Origin of the sequence: Odoribacter sp. N54.MGS-14, assembly GCF_000980295.1 — a bacterium.
Classification (GTDB): Bacteria; Bacteroidota; Bacteroidia; order Bacteroidales; family Marinifilaceae; genus Odoribacter; species Odoribacter splanchnicus.
Genome location: NZ_LARL01000005.1, coordinates 36631 through 63132, shown reverse-complemented (window position 1 = coordinate 63132; position 26502 = coordinate 36631). Strand labels below are relative to the sequence as shown.

Annotated in this window: 18 protein-coding genes and 2 pseudogenes; 4 read left to right on the top strand and 16 right to left on the bottom strand. The window is 43.7% G+C overall.

What is annotated here, in order from left to right; genetic code table 11:
• Positions 1 to 150: 150 nt before the first annotated feature.
• Positions 151 to 1377 (bottom strand): MFS transporter, encoded by a 1227-nt coding sequence (locus tag WS42_RS02125; protein WP_046450701.1) that lies wholly within the window; start codon positions 1375 to 1377, stop codon positions 151 to 153.
• 225 nt (positions 1378 to 1602) lie between these two features.
• On the opposite strand from WS42_RS02125, the gene WS42_RS02120 reads away from it, so the two are divergent.
• Positions 1603 to 2187 carry a nitroreductase family protein gene (locus WS42_RS02120; RefSeq protein WP_046403846.1) on the top strand — a complete coding sequence of 195 codons (585 nt, stop codon included), beginning with the start codon at positions 1603 to 1605 and terminating at the stop codon, positions 2185 to 2187.
• Positions 2188 to 2473: 286 nt separating this feature from the next.
• Here the strand turns inward: WS42_RS02120 and WS42_RS02115 are convergent, their stop codons facing one another.
• The 10 genes from WS42_RS02115 to WS42_RS02060 form a co-directional block, all read right to left on the bottom strand.
• The gene (locus WS42_RS02115) at positions 2474 to 3064 is read right to left on the bottom strand and encodes a nitroreductase family protein (protein ID WP_046403847.1); all 591 of its coding nucleotides are present in this window, start codon (positions 3062 to 3064) and stop codon (positions 2474 to 2476) included.
• An 18-nt stretch (positions 3065 to 3082) separates the two neighbouring features.
• On the bottom strand, positions 3083 to 4078 hold the full coding sequence (locus WS42_RS02110) for an MBL fold metallo-hydrolase (protein ID WP_022160711.1): 996 nt from the start codon (positions 4076 to 4078) through the stop codon (positions 3083 to 3085).
• Between the two features lie 324 nt (positions 4079 to 4402).
• Positions 4403 to 4861 carry a shikimate kinase gene (locus tag WS42_RS02100; protein WP_046403512.1) on the bottom strand — a complete coding sequence of 153 codons (459 nt, stop codon included), beginning with the start codon at positions 4859 to 4861 and terminating at the stop codon, positions 4403 to 4405.
• A 10-nt stretch (positions 4862 to 4871) separates the two neighbouring features.
• Positions 4872 to 7481, bottom strand: coding sequence for a DNA gyrase/topoisomerase IV subunit A (locus WS42_RS02095; RefSeq protein WP_046403510.1), 2610 nt, complete (start codon positions 7479 to 7481; stop codon positions 4872 to 4874).
• 201 nt (positions 7482 to 7682) lie between these two features.
• Positions 7683 to 9518 carry a DNA topoisomerase IV subunit B gene (locus tag WS42_RS02090; RefSeq protein WP_013611351.1) on the bottom strand — a complete coding sequence of 612 codons (1836 nt, stop codon included), beginning with the start codon at positions 9516 to 9518 and terminating at the stop codon, positions 7683 to 7685.
• Positions 9519 to 10060: 542 nt separating this feature from the next.
• Positions 10061 to 10804, bottom strand: coding sequence for a biotin--[acetyl-CoA-carboxylase] ligase (locus WS42_RS02080; protein WP_022160713.1), 744 nt, complete (start codon positions 10802 to 10804; stop codon positions 10061 to 10063).
• 26 nt (positions 10805 to 10830) lie between these two features.
• Complete coding sequence (locus tag WS42_RS02075) at positions 10831 to 12684, bottom strand: OmpA family protein (RefSeq protein WP_286728129.1); 1854 nt, start codon at positions 12682 to 12684, stop codon at positions 10831 to 10833.
• 148 nt (positions 12685 to 12832) lie between these two features.
• The gene (gene rbr, locus WS42_RS02070) at positions 12833 to 13411 is read right to left on the bottom strand and encodes a rubrerythrin (RefSeq protein WP_013611354.1); all 579 of its coding nucleotides are present in this window, start codon (positions 13409 to 13411) and stop codon (positions 12833 to 12835) included.
• Positions 13412 to 13471: 60 nt separating this feature from the next.
• Positions 13472 to 14800 carry a KamA family radical SAM protein gene (locus tag WS42_RS02065; RefSeq protein ID WP_013611355.1) on the bottom strand — a complete coding sequence of 443 codons (1329 nt, stop codon included), beginning with the start codon at positions 14798 to 14800 and terminating at the stop codon, positions 13472 to 13474.
• A gap of 324 nt (positions 14801 to 15124) precedes the next feature.
• Positions 15125 to 16810: a tetratricopeptide repeat protein gene (locus WS42_RS02060; protein ID WP_046403853.1), complete on the bottom strand. Its 1686-nt coding sequence runs from the start codon at positions 16808 to 16810 to the stop codon at positions 15125 to 15127.
• A 240-nt stretch (positions 16811 to 17050) separates the two neighbouring features.
• Here WS42_RS02060 and glsA point away from each other — a divergent pair, with 240 nt between their 5' ends.
• A complete protein-coding gene (gene glsA, locus WS42_RS02055) occupies positions 17051 to 17884 on the top strand; it encodes a lyso-glycine lipid O-acyltransferase GlsA (protein ID WP_013611357.1) in 834 nt (277 codons plus the stop codon).
• 1092 nt (positions 17885 to 18976) lie between these two features.
• Here glsA and WS42_RS15240 read toward each other — a convergent pair.
• Together WS42_RS15240 and WS42_RS02045 are read right to left on the bottom strand one after the other, a co-directional pair.
• On the bottom strand, positions 18977 to 19165 hold the full coding sequence (locus WS42_RS15240) for a hypothetical protein (protein ID WP_013611358.1): 189 nt from the start codon (positions 19163 to 19165) through the stop codon (positions 18977 to 18979).
• Between the two features lie 47 nt (positions 19166 to 19212).
• Positions 19213 to 21309: a hypothetical protein gene (locus WS42_RS02045; RefSeq protein WP_087381774.1), complete on the bottom strand. Its 2097-nt coding sequence runs from the start codon at positions 21307 to 21309 to the stop codon at positions 19213 to 19215.
• Between the two features lie 306 nt (positions 21310 to 21615).
• On the opposite strand from WS42_RS02045, the pseudogene WS42_RS02040 reads away from it, so the two are divergent.
• Positions 21616 to 22923, top strand: a pseudogene (locus WS42_RS02040) (Mfa1 family fimbria major subunit); the annotation flags it as partial.
• Positions 22904 to 23821: pseudogene (locus tag WS42_RS02035) on the top strand (FimB/Mfa2 family fimbrial subunit); the annotation flags it as partial. The pseudogenes WS42_RS02040 and WS42_RS02035, both read left to right, overlap by 20 nt.
• A 21-nt stretch (positions 23822 to 23842) precedes the next feature.
• Here the strand turns inward: WS42_RS02035 and WS42_RS02030 are convergent.
• The 3 genes from WS42_RS02030 to WS42_RS02020 form a co-directional block, all read right to left on the bottom strand.
• On the bottom strand, positions 23843 to 24373 hold the full coding sequence (locus WS42_RS02030; protein ID WP_013611362.1) for a GNAT family N-acetyltransferase: 531 nt from the start codon (positions 24371 to 24373) through the stop codon (positions 23843 to 23845).
• A gap of 40 nt (positions 24374 to 24413) precedes the next feature.
• Positions 24414 to 25217 (bottom strand): MBL fold metallo-hydrolase, encoded by an 804-nt coding sequence (locus WS42_RS02025; protein WP_046450699.1) that lies wholly within the window; start codon positions 25215 to 25217, stop codon positions 24414 to 24416.
• A 69-nt stretch (positions 25218 to 25286) separates the two neighbouring features.
• Entirely contained in the window at positions 25287 to 26453 is a 1167-nt protein-coding gene (locus WS42_RS02020; RefSeq protein WP_046450698.1) for a multidrug effflux MFS transporter, read from the bottom strand.
• Positions 26454 to 26502: the final 49 nt, after the last annotated feature.

Sequence of the window (26502 nt, the reverse complement as noted above, 5' to 3'; positions counted from 1 at the left end):
GAAATCTTCAACAGCAAATCCTTCGGATTTTCTTCCGACAGAAGCTCCCTTTCTCTTTACAATGACAGAGGAACTCCAAACAACCAAAACCTTTCCTGCAAAGATACCGGATTTCCCGAATTGTATCCGTACAAATCCGATATTTTAGTGCTAAAAACGATCTTCGCCACTCCGTTTTTCCAGTTTCATTACTGAAGGGATGAAAAATGAAATCACCCCCAGGGATAAAATGATACATCCGGAAATCCAGAACGCATTACTTACCCCTATCGTATCGGCGATATAACCGGTCAACAAAATACCTATCATAGAAGGTAATAAACTCAGACTTCCAAAAAGTGAAAATACCCTGCCTAAAGCAGTATGATCGATAAAAGTTTGTAAAACGGAAGTAAAAGGTCCACTATAAAACGAACCGGCCAATCCACCGATAATAGTTAAACACACAAACAGCACAAAAGCATCCGAAGACAATAATCCCGATATCAGAATATAGCTTCCCAAGGCCAGGTAAGAGCTATTGATCAGCCCAACCCGCCGGATCTTTATTTTCCAGACTCCCAGAATCAAACCGCCGAGCAATGTACCTGTACCCCAGACAATTTCTACCAGACTCATTTGAAAAGTATCTCCTCCGAAATGAGTTACCGTCATCAAGGGAAACAATACAGCAACCGGCATTAAAAAGAAAGTAACTGCAACGGAAATTATCATCAACCAGGGTAATCCCCGATGTTTTTGTACTTCCTTCCAGCCTTCGACCATTTCATGCCATATTCCGGGTTTCCGTTTTTCTTCCGTCCTGACCGGGTCAGGGATCGCAACAAAAGCCAAAGCGGTACAAGCGATGATCGCCCCTGCAACATCCAGCAGCATCACCACCGTCATATTCAGTGAAGTGATCAAAAGTGCTCCTAAGGCAGGTCCGGCAATACTACTCACCGACTGTAACGCCTGGTTTACTCCGGCAATCCGCATTAATTCCGATTCGGGCGCCAACATGGGAATAGCCGCCTGCATAGCGGGTGAATGGAAAGCATTTCCGATACTCCGCAGAGCCATCAACAAATAAATCAATCCCAATTCAGCCTGATCGAAATAGAATAAACCTCCCAGTATCAAAGAACATAGAGCGACAAAACTATCGGCAGCGATCATGGTCAGTTTTCTTTTCCAACGATCGACATATACACCCGCTATAGGTCCTAACAAAGCCTGAGGTAATAAGGTCGCCAACACAGCATAGGATAGCACTTCGGCACTTTTAGTCTCTATGCTCAACCAAAACATGACCGAATATCCGACAATAGCACTACTCAGGATAGAAAACAACTGTCCCGACCATATAATAATAAATTTCTTTTTCCAAAGATCCATGATAAAAAAACTATAAACAAAAGACTAAAAAGCTATAGCTTAAAGGCTATAGGCTAAAAAAGCAATAGGCGATAAAAAAAGGGGGAATCGAAAGCTAAGTGAAAAATAAACTAGCCTTCAAAATAAATTATCCTACCCATCATCTTCATAACTAACATTTTTTTGAAAAGTCGCCACAAAGATAGCAAAATTTACGTATACCGTGTAAACATAAAATGAAATATCATGGAAAGGAACCTTAAAGAAGCTTTAAAGCATCGCAGAAGTTATTACGCGATAGATAATCAAACCACAATTCCTGATGCTGAGATCGAGGAAATTTTAGATTTTGCCGCTCTTCATACTCCCTCTGCTTTCAATTCCCAATCCACACGGATGGTACTATTATTGAGGGAACAGCATCGACGGCTTTGGGACATTGTCCGGAATACGCTAAAAAAGACGATCCCGGCAGCCGCTTATGCTTCTACCGAAGCAAAAATCAATAAATCGTTCGCAGCCGGTTACGGTACGGTATTATTTTTTGAGGACACCGCTATAATCGAAGGTTTACAGAAAGCTTTCCCTTTATATCATGAAAAATTTCCGCAATGGTCCCAGCATACCTCAGGGATGCATCAGCTGGCCGTCTGGACTATGCTCGAGGACGCCGGATTCGGAGCCTCCCTGCAACATTACAATCCTCTGATCGACGAAGAGGTTATTGCCACCTGGGAATTGATTGCACAAATGCCTTTCGGTTTACCACTGGAACCACCCCAAAAGAAAGAATACAAACCTTTATGCGACAGGGTAAGGGTATTTAAATAAGGCAATGATACACATATTTACACTTATAAACATAGAATTATTCTGTCGTTACTTATCCGTCTCCGGTGTTCGTGTTCGGGGATCCGGTCGCTTCTGCCGGTCAGTGAAGGAAAGCCTTAACGGACCGGTCCAGGCGAACCGGTCTGACGACACAAAATCCGGAATCGGAACAGAAAGAAAAAATATACCTGGGTTTAGGATAAACATGTATATAAACATCTTTTCTTTTAACCCCGAGATCATTGGCAAATCAGGTCATTCGAATGGTATAAGGATAACGTTTCTTCTACCACTTATTCATATGAACCTTCGAAGCATCCCATTTATCTTTCGGACTATGAGGCATAGCCGGATATCCTACGGGAATCACACACAATGAATTAATTTGTTCCGGGATTCCCGTATATTTTTTCACGATTTCCATGCGATCTGCATAAGGATATGTAGCGGTCCAGACAGCTCCTAATCCGATCGCTTCCGCAGCCAGCAAGATATTTTGAGTAACAGCCGAACAATCCAGATACCAATAAGAAGATTTAGTAGTATCCCCACAAACGACGATAGCCATCGGAGCTTCTTTCAACATTTTGGCATAAGGCAACACAGCAGCCATAGAATCGAGCACTTCCCGGTCGTCGATAACGATCAATTCCCAAGGCCGGACATCTTTACCACTCGGAGCAGCCATTCCTGCCTTCAATAATACCTCAATTTTCTCCTTTTCTACCGGTTTGGGTAAATATTTTCTTACACTTTTCCGGCCCATAATATTTTCCAAGGCATCCTTCGTCTGGATTTTACTTTCTTTTTTCTCTGAATTACATGCTGTCATAACTAAAAAAATAAAAGATACGATAAGTAATAAAGTTGTTTTCATATAATAGGAATTTATAAATCATCTTTTCCGAAGCTTTACAATTTCCCCTAAAGCCGGAATCTTTACCTGTATATTCCTTTTGCCGGCCTCTTCGGCAAATACAGCAGGCGGGTCACTCAGGGGTTCGTCGGATAAATCGAACGTCCCATAATGCATAGGGATCGTTATCCGGGCTTTCATCTGCGAAGCAGCCGTCAAGGAATCATAAGGCGAAATATGGTTCGCTTGCATAAACCAACGGGGTTTGTAAGCTCCGATACCCAGTAAAGCATAATCCGGAGCACCGAACAATTCTTCTATTTCGGTAAAATGAGAGGAATAGCCGGTATCTCCCCCATAATACACCGACAAGTCATCGGTCTGCAACATAAAAGCTCCCCACAAACGCAGTCCTCCGTCGTTTAAAGAACGTTTGCTCCAATGTTGAGCAGGCAAAAAAGTAATTTTCAACCGTCCTTCCTCCCAACGCTGATACCATCCGGCTTCTATCACCTGAATATCGGGCAGCCAGCCCCGGATCAAATCCTTCATTCCCAGACCACAAAATACTTTCATCCGGGGATTGTTCTCATATAAACGGGTAATACTGGGTTTGTCCATATGATCGAAATGGTCATGGCTGATCAGCAAGTAATCGATCTCTTTGAAAATATCCGGATCGGCAGGAAATTTACTCTTACGACGGACGAACGGAATATTGCCAAAGACCGGATCGAACATGATCCGTTTACCCCCCAACTGCATAAAGAAAGAATTATGTCCTAACCAAGCCAACGCATCACCGCTAATCCCTTGTATGCTATGCAGTGGAAAAAGTTGAGGTTCCCAATTTTCGTTCCGTTTCTCTTTACGTTGGGGATTGGGCGAAAAACGCCATTTCAAAACATTACCGATCCCCTGTTTAGAGCGATGTTGCCGATTCACAAAACGTCCCTTTACCACAGGATTTCCCCTCCAATAAGGCTTTACTGTAATAAGCCCTTCGTTCCGCCGAAAAGTAATCCGCTCTCCCATGATAAATTATTTTAGGTTACTTTGTGCAACAAATATACGTTTTCATCTCTTATTCCGAGAAATAATCAAAACTAAAAAACATGAACAGACTGTTATTTTTAAATCCGATATTTTAACAGAAAAAATAAAACGGGCCCGGAGCATCTCATTTCTGACAAATGCCCTTCACCCTAAAAGAAGTAAGGCAGTTATATACATATTTACACTAATAAACGTAGGTTTATTTTTTTCTATCTATTCCGATTTCGGGTTTTATACCGTCAGACCGGTTCGCCAATTCCGATCACCGAAGACGAATAAGTAACGACAGAATAATTCTACTATTTAGACGATAATTTTTTGGGCTTGCTTATAAAAAGGCAGGCGTTCTTTCAAATGCCGGAGGACAAAATCCCGGATTTCATGGTCTTCGAGCTTGCTGACGATCGGGCGTTTATGTTTTCCCCGAATCAGCCGTTCTACGATCGTATCCGTATCCGTATTCAGAAACAAGGTGATTCCCTGCGCATTCATATACGCCATATTATCATTGAAACAGGGGGTTCCTCCCCCTGTCGAGAGGACAAAATCCTGATATAGTTCACAAACCTCTTTTAAGTAAAAAGTCTCTAACCTTCGAAATCCGGCTTCTCCGATCGCAGCAAAAATTTCAGAGATACTCCTATTTTCACGTTCGACAATATAAGCATCCAAATCGATAAACCGGACCCCCTGTTCTTCCGCTATCACTTTTCCCCTGCGGGTCTTCCCGCAGGCCATATAACCGACTAAAAAATACTTCATAGTCCCGACATTATATTTCATCCGGATTATCCGTATTTTCAAAATCGAGCTTCATTTGTTCGTCGCCGGCAATCTCTTCCGGATTAGTCACTTCAAATTCGATATCCGTATTGATCTCGTCGGCCTCTCCTTCCTTCAGCAAAGGTTCTATTTCACGAATTTCATTCACCTCGAAGGTTGTGATCCGTTTACCGCGTGCTTTAAATGATTTCTCACCGATAAATTCGTCGGCCACAATCACATCGGCAGGCCGGGCTTCATATTTTCCACCGAATATCACTTCAAAACGAGGATGTCTCTCGTCACTCAGACAGATCAAACGGGAGCCTTCCACCTCACCGATGATGGAATTCAGTTTCACACAATCCTCGAAACGGAAACGTTTCAGGTAATAATAATTCTGTTCGGCATCGAAGAAAACCGCCGACCAAACCTTATCGGCCTCGAACTTTTCAAAAACGATATATCCTTCGTCATAATGATTATTCAGATCAAAATCGGTCGTATGGTAAGTACCATTCTTATTTACAACCAGAATCCGGTCCTCTCCCTGGAATTCTCCCAGGTATTTTCCCCGGCTATCGGTATTCAAACGCAACACATCTTCATCCAGCCAGATTTTACACCCGCCCAAAGTAGATACTCCTTTTTGCACGACACTGATCTTGTGGACATCGTTCTTTGTCAGTGTATTCCCCTGAGAATCACGCCCTTTGATCGACAGCGCAGCAAAATCATATTCGAATACCAGTTTCTTTATACTGGGTTTCGGTTTCAGGCAAACTTTAATCACTTCGGCCTCCCCGTTGGGATTGGCAGAAAAATGCAAAATCCGGGATCCGGCGGTACCTTTAGTCAGGTTATACACTTTATCCCGGGTCACACCGGTAACATTGAAACGCTTCACATAAGAAGCCCCATATTTACCGTCCCGGTATACGACATTATAAATCGTACGTTTATCGTTCTTTTTGAAAACATTCACATATTGAACATCCTTACCGACGAATATCTTATCGGCCACCTTCGTCACATAATAGGTACCGTCTTTCTTAAAGACAATCACATCATCCATATCCGAGCACTCGCAGATAAACTCGTCTTTCTTCAAGGCCGTTCCGATAAAACCTTCTTCCCGGTTGATGTAAAGCTTTTCATTTGCGATGACGACCTTAGCGGCTTCGATATTTTCGAAATTACGGATTTCCGTTTTCCTTTCCCGTCCTTTCCCGTATTTCGCTTTTATCCGTTCATAATAAGCGATAGAATAAGGAATGATGTGTTCGATATTATGTTTCACCACAGCAATCTCTTCATTCAGACTCCGGATATAATGATCGGCTTCTTCAGAGCTAAACTTCAGGATTCGTTTCATCTTGATCTCCAGCAATTTTTTCACATCGTCATCGGTCACCTCCCGGTAGAGTTCCGGTAAGAAAGGCTGTAACCGCCGGTGTACATGAGCGATAACCAACTCCATGGTTTCGCTTTCTTCAAACTGCTTGTCTTTATAGATGCGTTCTTCGATAAAGATACGTTCCAGAGACACATAATGCAGATCTTCCAGCAATTCTTTCAAACGGATCTCCAGCTCCAGTTTCAATAGGGCAACCGTATCGTCTGCCGACTGCCGCAAAATATCGGAGATCGGCATAAACCGGGGTTTTTCCTCCTCGATGACACAAGAATTGGGTGAAATCGATAATTCACAATCGGTGAAAGCATACAAAGCGTCGATCGTCTTATCGGAAGAGACTCCAGGGGCCAGTTGAATCAATATTTCAACATCCCGGGCCGTATTATCATCGATTTTTTTGATTTTAATCTTTCCTTTCTCATTGGCTTTGATAATGCTGTCGATCAAACTCGAGGTCGTACGTCCGAAGGGTATTTCAGTAATCTTTAGTGCCCTATTATTATTATCTTTCTCGATTTTCGCTCTGATTTTAACATTTCCTCCCCGCATACCGTCACAATACTTGCTGACATCGATCATTCCACCAGTAGGAAAATCCGGATACAACACAAAATCTTCGTGCTTCAGATGAGCGATACAGGCATCTATCAGCTCGTTGAAATTATGAGGTAATATTTTAGAAGCCAGACCGACGGCAATCCCTTCGACTCCCTGAGCCAACAATAAAGGAAATTTTATAGGTAAGGTGATGGGCTCACGATTACGTCCGTCATACGAAGGTTTCCAATTCGTTGTCTTGGGATTAAATACCACTTCGAGGGCAAATTTAGACAAGCGGGCCTCTATATAACGGGGAGCAGCAGCCCCGTCTCCGGTCAGAATATTCCCCCAGTTTCCCTGACAATCGATCAATAAATCTTTTTGTCCGAGTTGCACCAGCGCATCTCCGATCGAAGCATCTCCATGAGGATGGTATTTCATGGTATTACCGATAATATTGGCAACCTTATTGTAACGCCCGTCATCCAGTTCGCGCATAGAGTGCAGAATCCGTCGCTGTACAGGTTTCAAACCATCGTTCACGTAAGGGACGGCCCGTTCGAGAATAACATAGGAAGCATAGTCCAGAAACCACTTTTGGTACATCCCGTCCAGATGCTGAATAGAACGAATCTTCCCACTTTCTTCTCCCGAATGCTCCATGATCAGTTGAGGGATTTCCTCGTCGTCTTCTATGTGTTGTTCTGTTCCTGCCGCTTCAGCCTCGTAAGGCGCTGTCTGTTCCGAGGCCGAACGATCGGTCCCGGCCGCTATCTCTTTCCCTTCTTCGTCAGTTTCTTTACGTCCCCCCTCCATATTCAAATCCATGTCAATTATATCCTCGCCCATAACACTATTTCAAAATTACCTTAATTCATCCTTTTCAATATACAGATTGTCGATAATAAAATCCTGACGTTCCGGTGTATTTTTTCCCATATAATAACTCAACACCTCATCGATCGAATCTCCTTTTGAAAGACGTACCGGTTCCAAACGAATATCTTTTCCGATAAAATGTACGAACTCATTCGGAGAAATTTCTCCCAGTCCTTTAAACCTTGTAATCTCAGGTTTCGGACCTAACTTTTGGATGGCATTTTCACGCTCGGCATCGGAGTAACAATAGCGGGTTTCTTTTTTATTCCTGACCCGGAACAGAGGAGTTTGCAAAATGTATACATGCCCGGCCCTCACCAGATCGGGGAAAAATTGCAGAAAGAAGGTCAGCAACAACAAGCGGATATGCATACCGTCGACATCGGCATCCGTGGCCACAATGACATTGTTGTACCGCAGTTCTTCCAACCCGTCTTCAATATTCAAAGCAGCCTGCAATAAATTGAATTCTTCATTTTTGTAGACTATTTCTTTGGTCAGCCCGTAGGAATTGAGCGGTTTACCGCGTAAGCTGAACACAGCCTGAGTATTCACATCCCGGGATTTCGTAATAGATCCGCTGGCCGAATCTCCCTCTGTAATAAAAATCGAAGATTCGTTTTTCCGTTCGTGATTGGAATTGAAGTGCACCCGGCAATCCCGCAACTTCCGGTTGTGCAGGCTCACCTGCTTCGCTCTCTCGCGTGCAATCTTCTGCACACCGGACATGGCTTTACGTTCTTTCTCCGTCTCGACGATTTTCCGTAACAACAATTCGGCTGTATCCGGATTCCGGTGTAAATAATTATCCAATTCCCTGGTCACGAAATCCATGATAAAGTTACGTACGGTAGGACCGTCGGGCCTTATATCTTTCGAACCCAGTTTCGTCTTCGTCTGCGACTCGAACACCGGTTCCTGTACTTTTATACTGATCGCCCCGATAATAGAAGTACGGATATCCGATATTTCGAAATCTTTTTTATAAAAATCCCGGATCGTCTTGGCCACCGCTTCCCGGAAAGCACTCAAATGGGTTCCTCCCTGTGTGGTATGCTGCCCGTTGACAAACGAGTAATATTCTTCCCCATATTGCCGTCCGTGCGTCATAGCCATTTCGATATCCTCACCTTTCAGATGGATGATCGGATACAAGCCTTCTCCGCTCATATTTTCCATCAGCAGATCATACAATCCCCGCTTGGAGTAATATTTATGGTCATTGAAGAATATGGTTAAACCGGTGTTCAGAAATACATAGTTCTTCACCATCGCTTCGAGATATTCGGCAATGTAATGGTAATTCCCGAAAATGTCCTTATCGGCGAAAAAGGTTACCTGTGTACCGTTCGGCTGGTCAGTCGGTTCGATCTTCCTTTCCTCTACAATTTTTGCACGGCAATAACGCACATATTTGGTCTCGCCATCCCGGAACGACTGAATCTCAAAGCTCTCCGACAAAGCATTCACCGCTTTAATACCGACGCCATTCAAACCGACAGATTTTTTGAAAGCTTCCGAATCATATTTTGCTCCGGTATTCATTTTAGATGAAGCATCCACCAGTTTGCCTAAAGGAATACCCCGACCGAAGTCCCGAACGCTCACCTTACGGTCTTCTACCTTAATCGTAATCTCTGTACCGGCTCCCATGGCAAATTCGTCGATGGAGTTATCCACCACCTCTTTCACCAAAATATAAATCCCATCGTCAGGCGCCGAACCGTCTCCTAGTTTACCGATATACATCCCCGGCCGCAACCGGATGTGTTCCTGCCAATCCAGCGTCCTGATCGAATCTTCCGAATAATTCTCAACCATCAAATTTTATCTATAAAGTTTATTAAGTCCATCCCTTTCAGCACTAAAACATATTGTTTCAATTCGGTTCATAAAGTTGCCAAAGTGCTCTTTCGGCACTTAAAGTATATAAAGCCTAAGACTGCCAGGGGCGCTTTGTTCACGGGACTTTCAATCCCAATGGGCACATCGGCGACCGTAAAAAAGCACCTGCTGTATTCAATACATAAACCGTTTTTTGGACTGTCATGCAAAAATAATCAAATTTTACTGATTTCCCTACCCGGTTTTTCGGTTTTTTCCGGTTTTTCCAAGCATTTTTCAGAAAGTAACCTGCTTCCGATCTTTCCGCATACTTATTCGGAAAGGCTTACGGGTAAAGTAGAAACGACAGGTATAGATAAACTGGATCAATCCTGAAAACAAATGACTTCCCCGGTCGAAAGAATCCGAAAAGAAAGTGAGATTAAAGTCAGAGAGGTATTGATCAGCCCATACCCAGCCCTTCCGGAATAAATCCGGTATAACAACTGAAAACACAAGACCGCAACGTATAGGAGAAATCAGCAGACATATCTCACTTCTTTGAATGCATATACCCTTTCCCGCCCATCCGTATCTTTCAGGATCAGCTGGCCATATTCATCGATTCCTCCGACCGAAGCCCGGAAGATTCCACGTTCATCTTCAAAATCATATATTCCGGTAGACCGGTACATATGCCGTAAAAAGTCATTTTCCAGTTCGGCATACCGATGAATCTGTTCATATCTCTTCCCGATACATTCCAACAGCTCTTCCAGAACCTCCTGTAAGGGAAGTTCCCGACCGAGTAATTGAAATAAAGACACCGGATTAGGGGCGTCCGATAAAAATTGTTCCTGATTAATATTCACCCCGATGCCACACAACGAACTTTGAATATGAGCTCCGGCCACCCGGTGTTCGATCAGGATACCTGAAATCTTCCTTTCCCCCACATACACATCGTTCGGCCATTTCACCGTCACCCCCTCGACATAATGGCTTAAAAAATCGAGACACCCCAAAGCGATCACCATCGACACGGCAAACTGTTTTCCTGCCTCCAGACGCTCCGGACGGAAAATCACCGTCATTGAAATATTCTTTCCCGGGGCACTCTCCCACCGATTCGTAGCCTGCCCACGCCCCTGTGTCTGTCGCCAGGTCAAAATCACCTGTTTATCTTTCAATTCACTCAGTGGCAATTTTTCCGCCAGACTATTGGTCGAAGCAACCTCCTCATATTCCATTACCCCGAACCCACTCACTTCATATCTTTTCATACCCTATCGTATATTTTATTCTCTTTTCACCTTACCCTAATCTCCGTCCTCCTATTCTCCTTTCTCCCCTCTTCCGTATCATTAGTCCTCAAGGGGCGATCCTTGCCATATCCTTTATATTCCATCCGTTCCTTCTGAATATGATTCAAGAACAAATATTTATACACCTCGAAAGCCCGATTTTCCGACAGCCGATAATTATGTTGATCACTCCCCGTATTATCGGTATGGCCGGATATTTCGATCTTTACCTCAGGATTCTGTTTAAGAAACACGACCAATTGCCGTAATTCCGGATAAGATTCGGGCCGTAACCGATAGTCGTCGACATCAAAAAAAATTCCCTTGAGAACCAATGTCTGTTCTTTTTGGATCGGTCTTAAACAGAGCGTATAGATTCGGGGATTTTCTCTCGTATTTTCTTTCACTTGCAGGGTATCCGAATAATACAAATAGCCCTGTTTAACAGCGCTCACCCATAATAATTTATTCACAGGAATACAAGCCAGCATATCCGTCCGGGCATCGACCCGGTCATAACAAGCCAGGGTATCACCGGTCCCCACTTCTGTTAATGTCAACCCATCGGGTATTACCGGCTCACCGGCTTCATTTACAGTCAACAGCCTCAAATAAGAGGCAGGCGGACAAGCCACCTCTTCTCCTAGCCGATATCGGTAAATACAACGTTTCCCGCTGATATCCGACGAAAAATATCCCCATTGACCGCTAGCATCCACCATAAACCCGAATTCATCCCTTTGGGTATTCACTGTAATACCGATATTCAGCGGTCGGGTCACCTGTTCCACGTCCACTTTATAGATATCTTTCCGTCCCATCCCCGCATATCCGTCGGAAGCAAAAAACAACGTTTTATTATCGAAATACAGGAAAGGGGCCATTTCATCTCCTCCGGTATTAAAATAAAGGCAACGCGGCTGTGACCACAACTGTCGTCCATCCGCCTCCCGCCTTAGCAAATACGAAAACCAAATATCGCTTCCCCCTCTCCCTCCCTCACGGGTAGAAGCAAAATACAAACGTGTACCGTCGGCCGATACCGCCGGTTGAGCCTCCCAGCCATCGGTATTGACGGGGGCGCCCAGATTGACCGGCTCCGACCAGGACGTATCCGACAAGCGGTAAGCCACATAAATATCAAAACTATTCCGGCCGTTTTCCCTGGAAAAATACATCATTCGCCCATCGGCTGTCAGTGAAGGAGCCCCATAATTTTCTCTATCGGAAAAATTCAACGCATAGCGTCTGTCGCCTTGCAACATCCACATCGTTTCTTGTTCGCCGGCCTGTTCGGTAAACAAGAAGGTTTGTCCGGTCACATCCAATGCCGGCCAATACACCGGGCATCCGGCCTCATAAAACACTTCGGGAGGTTGTTTGGTTTGGGTCCGCAAAGCCTCCAGGGCAAACCGGCAATTTTCCATTTGTCGCTCCGCCACTGCCTTTACCTGCAAGCGTTTATCCCAACTCAGATACCGCCCGTAATGTGCCAAAGCTTTTCCGTAATCGGCTTCATCGAAATAATATTCGGCCAAAATAAAATAATAATAAGGATGACTTTTCAGAGAATCCAAAGCCAAAGCCGTTTCGATAGCACGGATTTCCTGAATCTTATCTCCTTTTTTGTTGTATATATCTGCTTTCAACAGATACAAGGGTGAAAAACCCTGATCGAAAGTCTCTGCTTTCAAAAGTAATCCCAAAGCTTTCTCCTTATCTCCTTCGCGAAAAGACTCCCGTGCCTGCTGGAAAAGTCCCCAGGCCTTTTTATTTACCGGATGTTGCTGTTGTGCTTGTACACCGAAAACAACAAAGCAAAATAACACACAACCAACGATATTCCACCTATCTTTCATTTTAGTTCCATTTCCCGCTATCATCCGCTCAAATTTTTACAAAGATACCGGAAAATTTTTAAAGACCTCACCTCCCGCTTCGAAACAAAAAACCTGCGTAAAGAAAAAATTCCTCACACAGGCCGGATTTATACAACCGAATCGTTTTTTAATAGTTATCGGGGAACAGTTCAAAATATCCTTTCGGATGCAGGCAGGAAGGACAAATTTCGGGAGGAGTTTTGCCGACATGTACATAACCGCATTTACGGCAATACCAGCGGACTTCTTCCGGGCGGGAAAAGACCAGATTATCCCGTATATTTTGTAATAATTTCAGGTAACGTTGCTCATGCATCTTCTCCACTTCGGTCACATATTTAAAAGTTGCGGCCACTTTTTTGAAGCCTTCCTCTTCGGCAATTTTCCCGAATGCCGGATACAAATTGAAAGCCTCGTCGTGTTCGCCGTCGGCAGCTTCTGCCAGATTAGCCAACGTATCCAATAAAGCTCCGGCAGGATAAGCGGCTGTGATTTCCAGCATTCCTCCTTCAAGGTAGCTAAAGAATCGTTTGGCATGCATTTCTTCCTGTAAAGCGGTCTCATAAAATATGCCGGCTATTTGCTCATACCCTTCTTTCTTTGCAATCTCCGAGAAAAAAGTATAACGGTTCTTTGCCTGTGATTCTCCGGCAAAGGCTTTCAGCAAACTCTTTTCTGTTTCTGTACCTTTTATCATTTTGTCCATAAGATTAATATTTAATGAATAGCTGAATCTTATACGCTCAAAATACAAACAGGTTTAAAATTATTCAAATAAAAATCCATCCCCATACATCGGACGAGTTGGAAATTCATGTTCAAAAAAGAAATAATCCTTTCCAAAAGCCGGACGCAGTTCACTAAACCAGGTCGCTTTCGGATCATAGGCGGCAAAAAAAGGCATATCTACCCACTTCGGATTACGACCTTGGATAAAACGCAGGACAAACACTTTCTCACCCTTGATTTCGGCCACTCCCAGCAGTTGGATTTTGCCCGGCTCGTCGCTCATACTCGGTCCTCTCACCGTACGGCAGATACCGCTGACCTGACTATAAGCCTTACGGAAAATATCCCAGCATTTCTCTAAAGGAATTTCAAAATAATGCTTAGCCCCGGTATCCCGGGCCACAAACATATAATAAGGGATACAACTCAAGTCGACCTGTTTCCGCCACATCTCCCGCCAGATCTCCGGAGAATCGTTGATGTGTCTCAATAAAGGAGACTGGGTACGAATCTGTGCGCCCGTATTCCGGATCCGCCGGATAGCTTCGCATACAGCTGCCGTAGAAAGTTCCACCGGATGATTGAAATGGGCCTGAAAAGACAAGTTTTTACCGGTAGCGGTCACTTTTTCAAATAAACGCAATACCTCAGCGGCATCCACATCGGAAATAAACCGGTAGGGCCAGTATGCCAAAGCTTTCGAACCGATCCTGATCGTACGGATATGCTCTAATCCTGGTTGTAATAAAGGTTCTATATAAGCCGACAATAAGGAAGCGCTCATGGTCATCGGATCCCCTCCGGTGAATAATACGTCCGTAACCTGAGGATGCAACCGCAGATACTTCAATAACAGGTCCGTTTCTTTCATTGCGAACTTCAGCTCATTCATACCGGAAAACTGCGGCCAACGAAAACAAAAACTACAATAGGCATGACAGGTCTGTCCCTGAGCCGGAAAAAACAATACGGTTTCCCGGTATTTATGCTGTATACCTTTCAAACGGATATCCCCCAGCATAGGTACGTTGTGATCCTGGCCGGCGGGGTTAGGATTCAATTCAAGACGAACAGCATTGACTGCTGCTATAAATTCTTCTTTTCCGACCTCTTGAGCCAATAATTTACTAACGACTGAAAAATGTTTTTTCGATAACATTTCACGACGTGGAAAATTCAAGGTAAAAATAGGGTCTGTATCTATCCGTTCCCAATCGATCAGTTCTTCCACGACATAGTTATTCGTCTTAAACGGTAACACCCTTCCAACCACCTCAATTGCCTGTAATTCTTCCTTATTCAAACGGGTTATTTGACGAATATTCCGATAATTTGTCAGACCATAAGCCTGATAAGTTCGTTCCATTCTACTTCCTTTAAAATAAATATTATACAATCGACCAGTACTCCACCCAGGGAGTGAGAATAATGTACCTCTAACCAGAAAAGTAACAGAGCCACAAGCTTTCTGCTGAATATCGATAAAGTCCGAACGTTCTTCGCGATGAGCAATCCCCATCCGAAACAGACACCCCGCAGTAATCAGTAAATGCTATTTTATCAAGTTTATAAAATTACGACATTTTTTTCAAATTTCCAAATGGTCTCCCTTGTCGTTCTTTTTCTTTTCCACTCAAAAGGGGTGCCGGCTTCCCGAACACCCCTCTATCAGAACAACATAAATACAATTTTATTTCACAATCTGCATATAAACAGGATCTCCTTTGTAAGGATAGAAAGAAATATCGGTAGCAGCCCAATTTTTCAGGTCCGGTTGCATCTGGATCGCCTTTTGCAAAGAGACTGCCATTTCTTTGGTATCTTTTATCCTGGCAGCAGCTACAGCCTGCATATAATAATCCATCGCATTCTGCATTTTAATCTTACGGAAAGTCTCCAAAGCTGCGCGGTTGTCGTTATTCATCAATTGAGCATAAGCCAGGTTGATGTTGGGTTTATCTTTCAGATAGGGAATCGCTTTTGCATATTCTCCGTTTTGCATCAGGATCAATCCCATATTATAACGGGCTTCTTTCCGGATCTTGGCTTTGTCGAAATATTGGGCAGCTTCCCGTTTATGCCCCATTTGTGCATGGATTACCCCCAGGTTATTGTTTACGGTAGCATCCTGCTTCAAAGCAACAGCTGCTTCCAGTATTTTCTGTGCTTTCGAATATTCTTTATTATTGATAGCCATCACAGCCAGATCGTTCAATAACTGCCAATTGGTCTGAGCGGTCACTGCCGGAGTCTTTTCAGTCAACTGAGGTACAAAATAAGTCAGTTGCACATCTTCCTGTACAGTAGTGGGAACCGTGTAGAATACGAAGAAATCGGCACGGCGAAGGACCGGAAGGATCACCTCTTTCAATTCAGGAATTTTAGCGATATAAGAATCGATCACTTTATTCCGGGCAGTGGCATTCGGAGCACTTTTCAAGTCTTTGATAATCTGATCTTTGTTCTTAATATTTGAATCTCCAAGAAGCATATACAAACCGTTCCAGTTTTCAGTAACCGTTTGCTGAACTACAAATTTCGGATTACGGGCCATCGGTGTATTCTGCAATTTCAGGTCTTTTTCAAAGAAACTCTTGGCAGACCGGAAACGGGTATTGGCCAGGTTCTTATTCAAACGTTCGGCACCTTCGGGAGAATTGGATACATAAATAAACATATTCGTAATTTTGGCATTCTTATCTGCCAAAACTTTTTCCATGGCTTTCACCGCCTGAGTCATTACCGGCGAATTTTGTTCAGCCTGGCTAATCGTAGATTTTCCCAGTGGAAACATCACATAACCACTTACCACACCGACAGCCTCTGCCGGAACATCACTCACAAAAGTCTCGGTCATAGCCGGAACATAATTTACTCCGTCCAGCGTGAATGCCGGTTGTTTCCAAACTTTGATTCCATTTTTATTCAGGATTACCGGGCTCAGCATAAAGGACTTGTTACCGCGCATAGCTTCGATATCTGCCCAGAGTACTCCATTCTCCATTCCCGGCTTGAAATTAAAGGACATTTTCTGAGTAAAACTGGTTCCTTTATCATAGTTCACCACCGGATAACTGGCGTTTTTCACATTTTCTCCCTGTAAAAACATCGGTTGCAAATTCATCATCTGGCTACCGTACTGAATTTTGGGTGTAATTTTCAGAATCATCTTTTTATCAAACTGTTTAGGAGCAAAATTGATGGTATAATTGAAATTTACCACTCCATTCACAGATTCCAATTGTTCCGGATTAACATAGCCCACAACGGCTGTTTCGATCACTTCCTTCTGTAATTTTTTCATCGAATTACATCCGGTCATGAAAAACGCCAGTGTCAAAACTGCCAATCCCGTCATTAAAAATGTACGTTTCATACTTCTCGTTTTTAGTTTAACTTATCAGTTTTTAATTCAGTTTTCTCTTACCTACTCTTTTAACGGAAAGCCTCACCGAAAGTTTCATCCCTAAAAGGGAGCAGGTGACGAAGGATTTTCAAAAATTCCGTTTTATTTATACCTTTGCAGGTATAATTCGTTTATAAAGTTTTTAAAGTTGCTCTTTCGTCGCTTAAAGTTTATAAACCAATCCGACTCTACGACTAAAACAAGATACTCATGGCAGATAATCAGGGTTTAAAACCGATCTATATCGAACAACTTTTCAGAAGCAAAAATCCGGGAGTAGCCAAAATGATTCCCGGGTTTATTTATTCCTATCTGAAAAAAGTGATCCATCAAGACGATATCAATGATTTTATTACCCGTTACGGTGACCGGAAAGGGCTGGACTTCTCCGATGCGATATTGGAATATCTCCATGTTTCCTATCAGGTGATCGGCGAAGCGAACCTGCCTTCCCCCGACGGCCGGTATATTTTTGTGTCCAATCATCCTCTGGGTGGACCCGATGGTATTATTTTAATCTCTTTTTTAGGTACACGTTACCCGGAATTGAAATTTCCGGTAAACGATCTTTTATTAAACCTAAAGAATCTGAACAACATTTTCTTACCGGTTAACAAGCATGGTGCCCAAGCGAAAGACGCCGTTTCTGCATTGGAAGACGCTTATGCTTCCGACTGTCAGATGATCATGTTTCCGGCCGGTCTGGTCAGCCGTAAACAACAAGGGATCATCCAAGACCTGGAATGGCAAAAAAGTTTCGTATCCAAAGCCATCCAGCATCGACGGGATATTGTCCCGATCTTTATCGATGGAAGAAATTCGAACTTTTTTTACAACCTGGCGAATTTCCGGAAAAAAATCGGCCTGAAAGCCAACATCGAAATGCTTTACCTGCCGGATGAAACGTTTAAACAACGTAACCGCACGTTCACGCTCTATATCGGACAGCCGATCGAATGGGAAAGTCTGGATAAAAGCAAAAAACCGATCGAATGGGCTCAGGAAATCAAACGTAAAGTTTATCTGCTGAAAGAAGGCCGGTAAAGTATTTTTGCCTGATGCGAACTCTTACCGTCATTCCAACCCGTTAAACCGGAAACCCAAAGTAACTTTCCGGGAAAATTTACGTTTGTTTCAAATTAAAAAAGGTAGAATTATTCTGTCGTTACTTATTCGTCTTCGGTGTTCGTGTTTAGGGACCCGGTCGCTTCTGTCGGTCGTCTAGCCCTTTCTATCACTGACCGGCGGAACTCCTCACTACGTTCGTCAGACACCACCGGTCGGGCGTTCAGAAAAAGCAAGACGACACCCGACAGAGCTCCAATGGTCCCCGAACACGAACACCTCCGACTCACGTTATCACGGCATGGAAAACGAACTGTGACCTGAAAGGTATAAACTTCTATCAAACAGCTGTTTTTCTGAACCCTTACCTTCGGGATAAATTCAGTAATCGGTATTTTATAGGAATAATCTGATCAGGTAACCCAGGTATCCGTACTGTGGTCAGAGTAGTCTACCCTTTCATTCAATGAAACTTTCCTTCTTCGCCCTGTAGTGCTGACGGAAGATGCAAGGTTTTATGCCGGAAGACCATTGGAGCAGGAACGAGGGTCCGGTTAGGTTTTCCGAACGCCCGACCGGTGGTGTTTGACGAACGGAGTGAGGAGTTCCGCCGGTCAGTGAAGGAAAGCCTTAACGGACCGGTCCAGGCGAACCGGTCGGACGGCACAAAAACCGGAATCGGAATAGAAAGAAAAAATAAACCTACCATAAGTTTGGAAAAACGGAAAATGAAAGTGTATCTACTGCCACATTTTCGAAGCAAGAGACTAAATTTTCTATTTCATCCGATAAAAATACAACCAGATAAAAAATCCTATTTTCCGAAGCACGATAGTGATCCAGATGATTAACTTCCTGACCATAAAACTACGAATTAAATCCTTCCGCCATATACGCTACGAAAGTAATTACCGTATTTCTTAAATACTTTACATAAAAAAGTAAATAAACAGAAAAGAAATCAACAAACCTTCAGCAACCGATTTCTAAGACCGATTCATGCGGTCACCGGATTTTCATATGTAGAATAGGAAAATAATTCCAGAATCTCTCCCCTACTATTCTTTTATATCACCGATCAGTAACAGGGGGGTAAGGTTCCGTATCGGTATAATCCAAAATATCGATATAGAATCCTGTAATTTTTTTCAACTGGAAATCCGGTTTTTCAAACAGATAATGGCCTAGAAAACGGGATTCGGAGTACATCATATCCCCTTTGTTTTTTTCTTTTACGGCCATAGGGTCTATAAACTCCATAAGCCTTATGAACTTTAGAAACCGAAGTTATCGTTCCGATAAGTTTTTTACTGAACGACCCCGACGACCCAGGCAAACAGATTAGCTATCAGTTTCGACGCATTGCTATTGATGGTTCCTTTCGAATTGTTAATTCCGCTATTACTATTATTTGCAGAAAAGATATCGATATCTCCGATATAGATAATCCGGCGAGACATATCGACGCCCAAGACAATGCCACCGCCCGGTCCGTTCAATAGAGGGGTAATCCCTTCTGCACTCCCGGGACCGATTTCTCCATGAGTAACGTCATAATTCTGAAATTTGAAATTTGCATCGACAGGAGTATAAGGCGTGACAGTAAAGGGCCCCATATCCGTAAAAAAATCAGAAGCCGACTTTCCGGCCAACGGATATGAACCGCTTTTCGGTGAAGTTTGCATCAAATCCGGAGTACTTCCGAGAAATTCCTGCATGATAGGAGTATTGACTCCCTGGGAATCGAAAGACAAAATCAATACCCGTTTTGCAGAAGCCTTCAACCATCTGCCGACGGGTGAAAGATCAATCCTTAAATCACCATTACTGACATAATTGAAATAAATAACATCGGCAAGTGCTAAAGCAGCATCGTTTATACTACTGGCAGATACATTCGTCAACAGCAAATTAAAGCCTCCACAAGTGACAGTACCACCAGTACCGAAGTTAGCCGGATTATTCAGAATCCCCTGCAGGCCTGCTCCCCGGCTTTCAGGCGAAATATTGGGTAATAACAAATTTTCTCCTAAATGTCCTAAATAGCTTCTGAACGAAACCATATTTATCGTCCGGCCCGAAATATCCACAATTTGTTGGCGAATAGTCATCAATATACGCCAACGGCTGGCATTGATCACAAAATATGCTTTTCGTTCATCACTGTCGCTGTTATTACTTTGCAATGCAGTGACCACGATATGCCTCCCGTTATTCGTTTTTTCCACTTTGAAATACGAACCGGTAAGCGATTGTGCAGCTGTCCCCGACACATTGCCCTGTTCATCCGACCATTGGAAGGTATAATCGGAAAGATCTGTATCGACCTGAACGGTCAACGCTGCATTCTGTTTACTTCCCAGGACAACCTCGCGTGTAGATACTCCAAAATGATGATCCGTATCGAAATACATGTCTGTCGTCGACTCGTCCCAGGATTGTATATCCAGATTAATTTGTGCAGAACGATTACTGGCCGCTTCATCAGCCGATGGCCAACCCGGCCCGGCAACGCTCCGTATCGTGAAAACATAACGATGATTCCTCAATATCTGACCGAAACTTCCCTGAGTATCGTCCGGATCAAAATCAATCCGGTAATAGGTCACTTCCCCACTACCTGCATACTTTCCTCCAACGACAACACAAGTAGCCCCGTTCACCCGTTCAGACTCGGCAGGAGAAACCGATTCCGACAAATAAAGTCCGGAAACCGCCTGGTTACCACTTACTGCCGAGACCGGGGTATTGACCTCCATCCGGCTATTCACCGGAATACTTGGAGCGGTAACAACAGGAAGATCCTGATTCGCTATGAGTTGTATCCGGCTATTCACCCGATAAGCTTGTATGCTTGTCAATTCAAAATTCGTAATCCCACCGACCAACACATCTACCCGGGCAACAGCTCTTAACATGCTCACACCGCTGATTTCTTGCCGGTAATTCGCATCCAGCCCTGAAACCAGCCGGTAATGTCCGGACATCGGTAAAGTAGTGAAATTTCCACCGAGGGGGAACCCCAGCTGTAATTTTGTCCGTACCTCGTTTTCGGTATCACCGACCTGAGGTTCATTCGCCAATACTGCTGCTGTAGCATTAGCAACAATATAAAGGTCCAAGGTTTTATCTGTTGCAAGCAAACGGGCACTGAACGAAGTGGTCGTTCCTGAATTTGTGATCGAAATGCCCGGAACCCGGTATTTATATCCCCCCTCTTCGAAAACCAACAACTGAATTTCATCTATTTCTGTCTCCCGATCATTCCCGGCCTTACTTCGGACCTCTTTACCGGAATAAGGTCTGGAAACAATCAAACGCACCCATACCTCATTTTCTCCGGTATACTGCTCTTCCACTTCTTCCAGTCGGTCTGTACAAGATGTAAATCCGAACAATCCCATCCATAAAATCCATATTAGAACGCCCGTTCGCCTCATATTATATTTCCTCCTCTAACTCTGTTTTTTTACTGATAAACGAAACTTTTCTTTCTTGGTTATGAAAAAACTTTTCTTATTTCTCTACCGGCCACCGCTCAATAGCAAATAAAATTTAATGAAACGGACGAAAAGTCAAAACTTCAGGAATATAAAACAAAAATCCCAGTAAAACCCTTATAAATTGACAAACTAAAAAAGAATACAATGAGAAAGAATTGTTTGTTTATGATAATGTTCGCTACTGCAACCCATTAGGGTTGCAGTAAAAACGATGCTTCGCCGGCCGAAAGCGACCTGCCCATAGATCAAAATCCGACAGAGGTATTCGCCACATTCAAAATCAATGCCCCGGCAAATATGCAGACCAAAGCCACAAACAGCGGTACCGCCGAGGAAACGGCAGTAAAAACCCTCCATGTTTTTATTTATGATGTCGCTTCTCCTCACGCCCCGACAATCGCATCTTTCAGTACCGACGCCAATACCCTGATCAATTCAGGTAATAGCTGGACAGCTTCTACCCCAATCCGGACCTTAAAAGCCGATAAATATATCTTTGCCGGCATCAACCTGACTCCTGCCATTATCAATGAAATTACCTCCAGAGGCCTGGGAGCTTTCAGTTATAAAGAATTCGAACAAAGTATCTCCGACTTAACCAATCCGACCGATGGTTTCGTCATGTTCAACACGACATATCCTGCCGTCACTCCCGGCGATGCCTTAGCCACTTCGGCCGAAGCGGCCAAAGCGAATCCGATCTCTATCCCTGTTTCCCGGGTAGTGGCCAAAGCTGCTGTCGTTAAAAGCACTTCTTTCGTCGTCAACGGCGGTGGGACTATGCAAAATATCACCTATGGCTGGAGAAATATAAACCGACGCTTTTATTTTATCCCTAAAATCGATGGAGGGATCATCAAAGATTACAATTGGGATAGCTATAATGTAAATGATTTTGTTCGCGGAACCGATCAGATTCCGGTAAATGAAGCAACGGCCACTCCCACTACTTTTAGTTATGCTCTTGAAAATTCATTCAATTATATCCCCGGAAGTTCGTTGGTCGACCAAACCACCTTTTTAAGTATACAGGGGCAATTTCTTCCGACCCAGATTTGCAGAATCAAAACCGGAGTTACTGCTCCCCAGGGAGCGACAGACTTCGAATTCGTCAATAACCCGAATGGTTACGGGACGTTTTATGTTGTACGTACCGACGATGGTAGCAGTAACTATTTCATTACCGGCACAGATGCAGAAAAATATGCCGAATTATGTATTGCCCATGCTCCGGATATGCCGGCACTTACCGGAGGTTATTCCTTGAGTGACAACACCTTCACCAACGGGATGTGTTATTTTCATGTACTTGTAAACAGTGCAGCCAGCGGGCAATACGGTCCCTATGGAATTTACCGGAACCAATATTACCGCATGACCCTCAATTCTATTCAAGCCCCGGGTAACCCGAACGATAATTTCGACCACAATCAGGTTATCAGCCCCAACACTTGGGTTGACGTAAATATCACCGTAGACGAATGGCAGGAAATCGATGAAGATTGTGACCTATAAAATAAAAATACAGTACAACCTACGGATAATGAAGGTGATCCCAACCCTGTCGTTTATCACGTTAATCTTTTTATCCGCAGGTTGTATACGTGAAAATCGTTCCGGCTGCGGGGGATATTTGTCATTGAAATTCCGCTACACCGATTCTAATGGTGCTCCTTTGACGCCGGGATTTCCCGAAACCGACCATTTGTCGGTTTTTGTTTTCGACCGGCAAGGAATATTCGTATGTGAACGAAAAGATTCGGCTTTGCAACTCGATCACTACATGATGGAAATGCCCCTTCCCCAAGGCCGATACCAGTTTGTCGTCTGGGCCGGTTTATCCGAAAGTTACCGGTTATCTTCCCATGTCCCTTCACAAACCCATCTCGAAGATTTCGGATTACAGTTAAACCGGACAACCGATAATACAGTCCCTATTCTCCCTTCATTACTCTATCATGGCCTACATGAAACGATCGACGTAAACGCCGACGAGGACCAGGAAATCACAGTTGATCTCCGGCGGATCACCAACAATATCCACGTAATCGTCCATTATGCCACCCCCACTCTACAACTCCGGATCAGTATAGAAGATAATAACGGTAATTATGATTATCAAGGAGAAACTCTATCCGGTCAACCGATAAGCTACCTCCCGGAATATTCCCAACCGTCGGATTCTCCGAATACCTGGATCGCCGATTTCAATGTCATGCAATTACAAACCGATAGTGACACCCGGCTAAAGATATACAGTCCCGAAAAGGAGCTTCAATACAATGAAAAACTGATCAGCGGATTACTTGCCGAGAATCCCGATATTGATTTTAATTCCGACCATGACTTCACTATAGAAATCACTTTCGACAGTTATTATGTACCCGTCAGTATCCGGATCAATGACTGGGAAATCATTATCGAGGAAGCTGTTTTACCCTTTTTCAGCCCGATAAAGTACATGCCTGAGCAACGGATGTCCGGCAGGGACCAACGGATGATCGAACTCCCCGATTTTTTGCAATCCGATCTTTTGCATTACCCTTTCGGAGCGTCTGTTGGGTAAAGAAGTAAAGGAATAAATCTCCGGTAGTTGTAATTGCCTGAAAGCATAATCCAGACAAGCCCGGGCACCTTCGGTAGCATATCCCCGTCCCCAGGAGTTTTCGCATAAGCGCCAACCGATCTCGATACAGGGACAAAAATCTGTTTCAAAATTCGTATGATGTAAGCCGATATAACCGATAAATTTCCCGGATATTTTTACTTCTGCAGCAAATAATCCCCAACCGAATGTGTCGATTTCCCGTCGGATGCGTTCATAAAAATCCCGGCTTTCTGTGTCGGTCAGTGGTTTCAGAAAATATTCCATCACCTTGGGATCCCGATTCATTCGAGAAAAAACAACCGAATCCTCTTCTCTCCAATCCCGTAAAACCAATCGCTCTGTTTCTAAATAAATCATGTATTATAGGTTTACATTCGAATCGATAAAATTTCTCAAGTTATTCCAGTGAAATCCGCTCTAAATCATCCGGCACATAAACCCTGCCGGTAAACACCGAAGAGGCTTCACGGGTATATGCTTCCTTACGTTCAGCCAGAGTCTTATCTTCCGTATGATACAGGACTAAATGTTTTACCCCCAAAGCTTCGGCCAAACGACCGGCATCCAAAGCAGTACTGTGATGTTTTTCATAAGGTGAAAAAATTTCCCGGTCGCGATACAAACAAAAAGCTTCGGCCAGTAACCAGTCGGCCTGTTCGACATATTTCTTACAGGCCTCATTATAAGGTTCGTCTCCCAGACAAACCAGCACCTGTCCATCGGGTAACAAAACCCGGAATCCGAACTGCTTCATCTTGGTAGAAAGAATATCGAAAAAACAGATTGGCAGTCCCAGGATTTCTTTCCGGGTACCGTCCTTTACCTCACCCCAAAAGATACGTTCATCTATATATTTCAAAATTTTCCCGGGGAGTGTCAAACGGCAAAAGGTTCTCAGTGCATCGATCACTTCATTATGCCCGTAAACGATAAAATTCCCTCTATATTTATCATTCGACATCAAAGTAGCTATTTTCCGGATAACCCAGATCGCTCCTAAGATATGGTCGGTATGGGCATGTGTTACAAACATCTCACGAATACCTGTAAAAGGAACTCCGGCTTGCTCCAGCTGCTTGAAAATGCCGTTTCCGCCTCCTGCATCCACTAAAAAATATTCTTCTCCTGAAGAGAGTACAAAACAGGTATTATAACAACGGGTCACCATGGCATTGCCTGTACCTAACATAATTAATTCCATACCGATCAGATTAAAATCAGGGATAAAAATACATTATTTTATTCCTTTTTCTGCCTTTCGACCGAAAAATCAGGTGGTCGAAGCAGCATTTTTCTTTCCTCCGATCATCAAGACGGCGATCGCAGAGCTGACAACCATAATAATTGCCGTAGTGTGCAGGATATTTCCTATTCCGACTAAAGGCGAAACGATTCCTCCCGCCAGGAAGCTGACGGCCCCGAATACCGCCGATGCAGCCCCGGCGTTCTGCCGTTCGGAGTCCAACGCCAAAGCTGTAGAAGTCGGCAAAACAAGGCCCCCGAAAATCAGATTCAAAAAAAGAGCCGTTTCAAAGTAAGCGATCGGCATTTCATACCACAAAGTCAGTCCGGTAAATACAGCCAACACAAACGAACCGATCACCCCGGTAACCATCCCCTGCCTAATATGCCGAAAACGGCCGGCAAGCGTTGTTCCGATAATCAGTGCAATTGCATTTACAGCAAAACACAAGCTATATAACAGAGGGGATAACCGATAATGTTCCTGTAAAACAAAGGGAGAAGAAGAAATGTAAGCGAAAATCATTCCAAAAACGAAAGCTTGTATGAACACATAGCCCATAAACCGACGTTTTTTGAAAAGAGGCAGAAAAGTCCGGAAAGAAGAAAAAGCCGGTACATCGATCCGACGTTCAGGAGGTAAAGGCTCTTTCAGGCGCAAGCAAAGTAAAAGCAACAGAACTCCTAAAAACAGTAGAAAAACAAAAATACCCAACCAGTTGGTAAATTTCAACATAACTCCTCCCCCCACCGGAGCCAATATAGGCGCCAATCCGTTTACCGCCGAAATCATAGCAAAAGCCTTCGCCAATTCTTTACCACCATAACAATCGGTAGCCACCGAACGGGAAATCACAATACCACCGGCCCCTGCAATTCCCTGGAGAAAACGAAAAAAGATAAAAGCTCCGATACTCCAAGAGCAAATACAAACGATGGTCGAAAAAATAAAAAGCCATAAGGAAAGCAGAAGTGGCAATTTTCGTCCGTATTTATCGCTCAAAGGGCCGACGATTATCTGTCCGAATCCCAATCCCAGCATAGCTGTCGTAATCCCCAATTGCACCATAGAAGCCGTTGTATCGAAATAAACGGTCATAGAAGGTAAGCCAGGTAAATACATATCTGTCACAAAAGGGCCGAAAGCAGCCAGAATACCTAATAAAACCAATAAAAATGTCTTTGAATTTTGCATATCTTCCTATTTAAAATCACGCTACAAAGTTCTATCGATTTCCTCATTC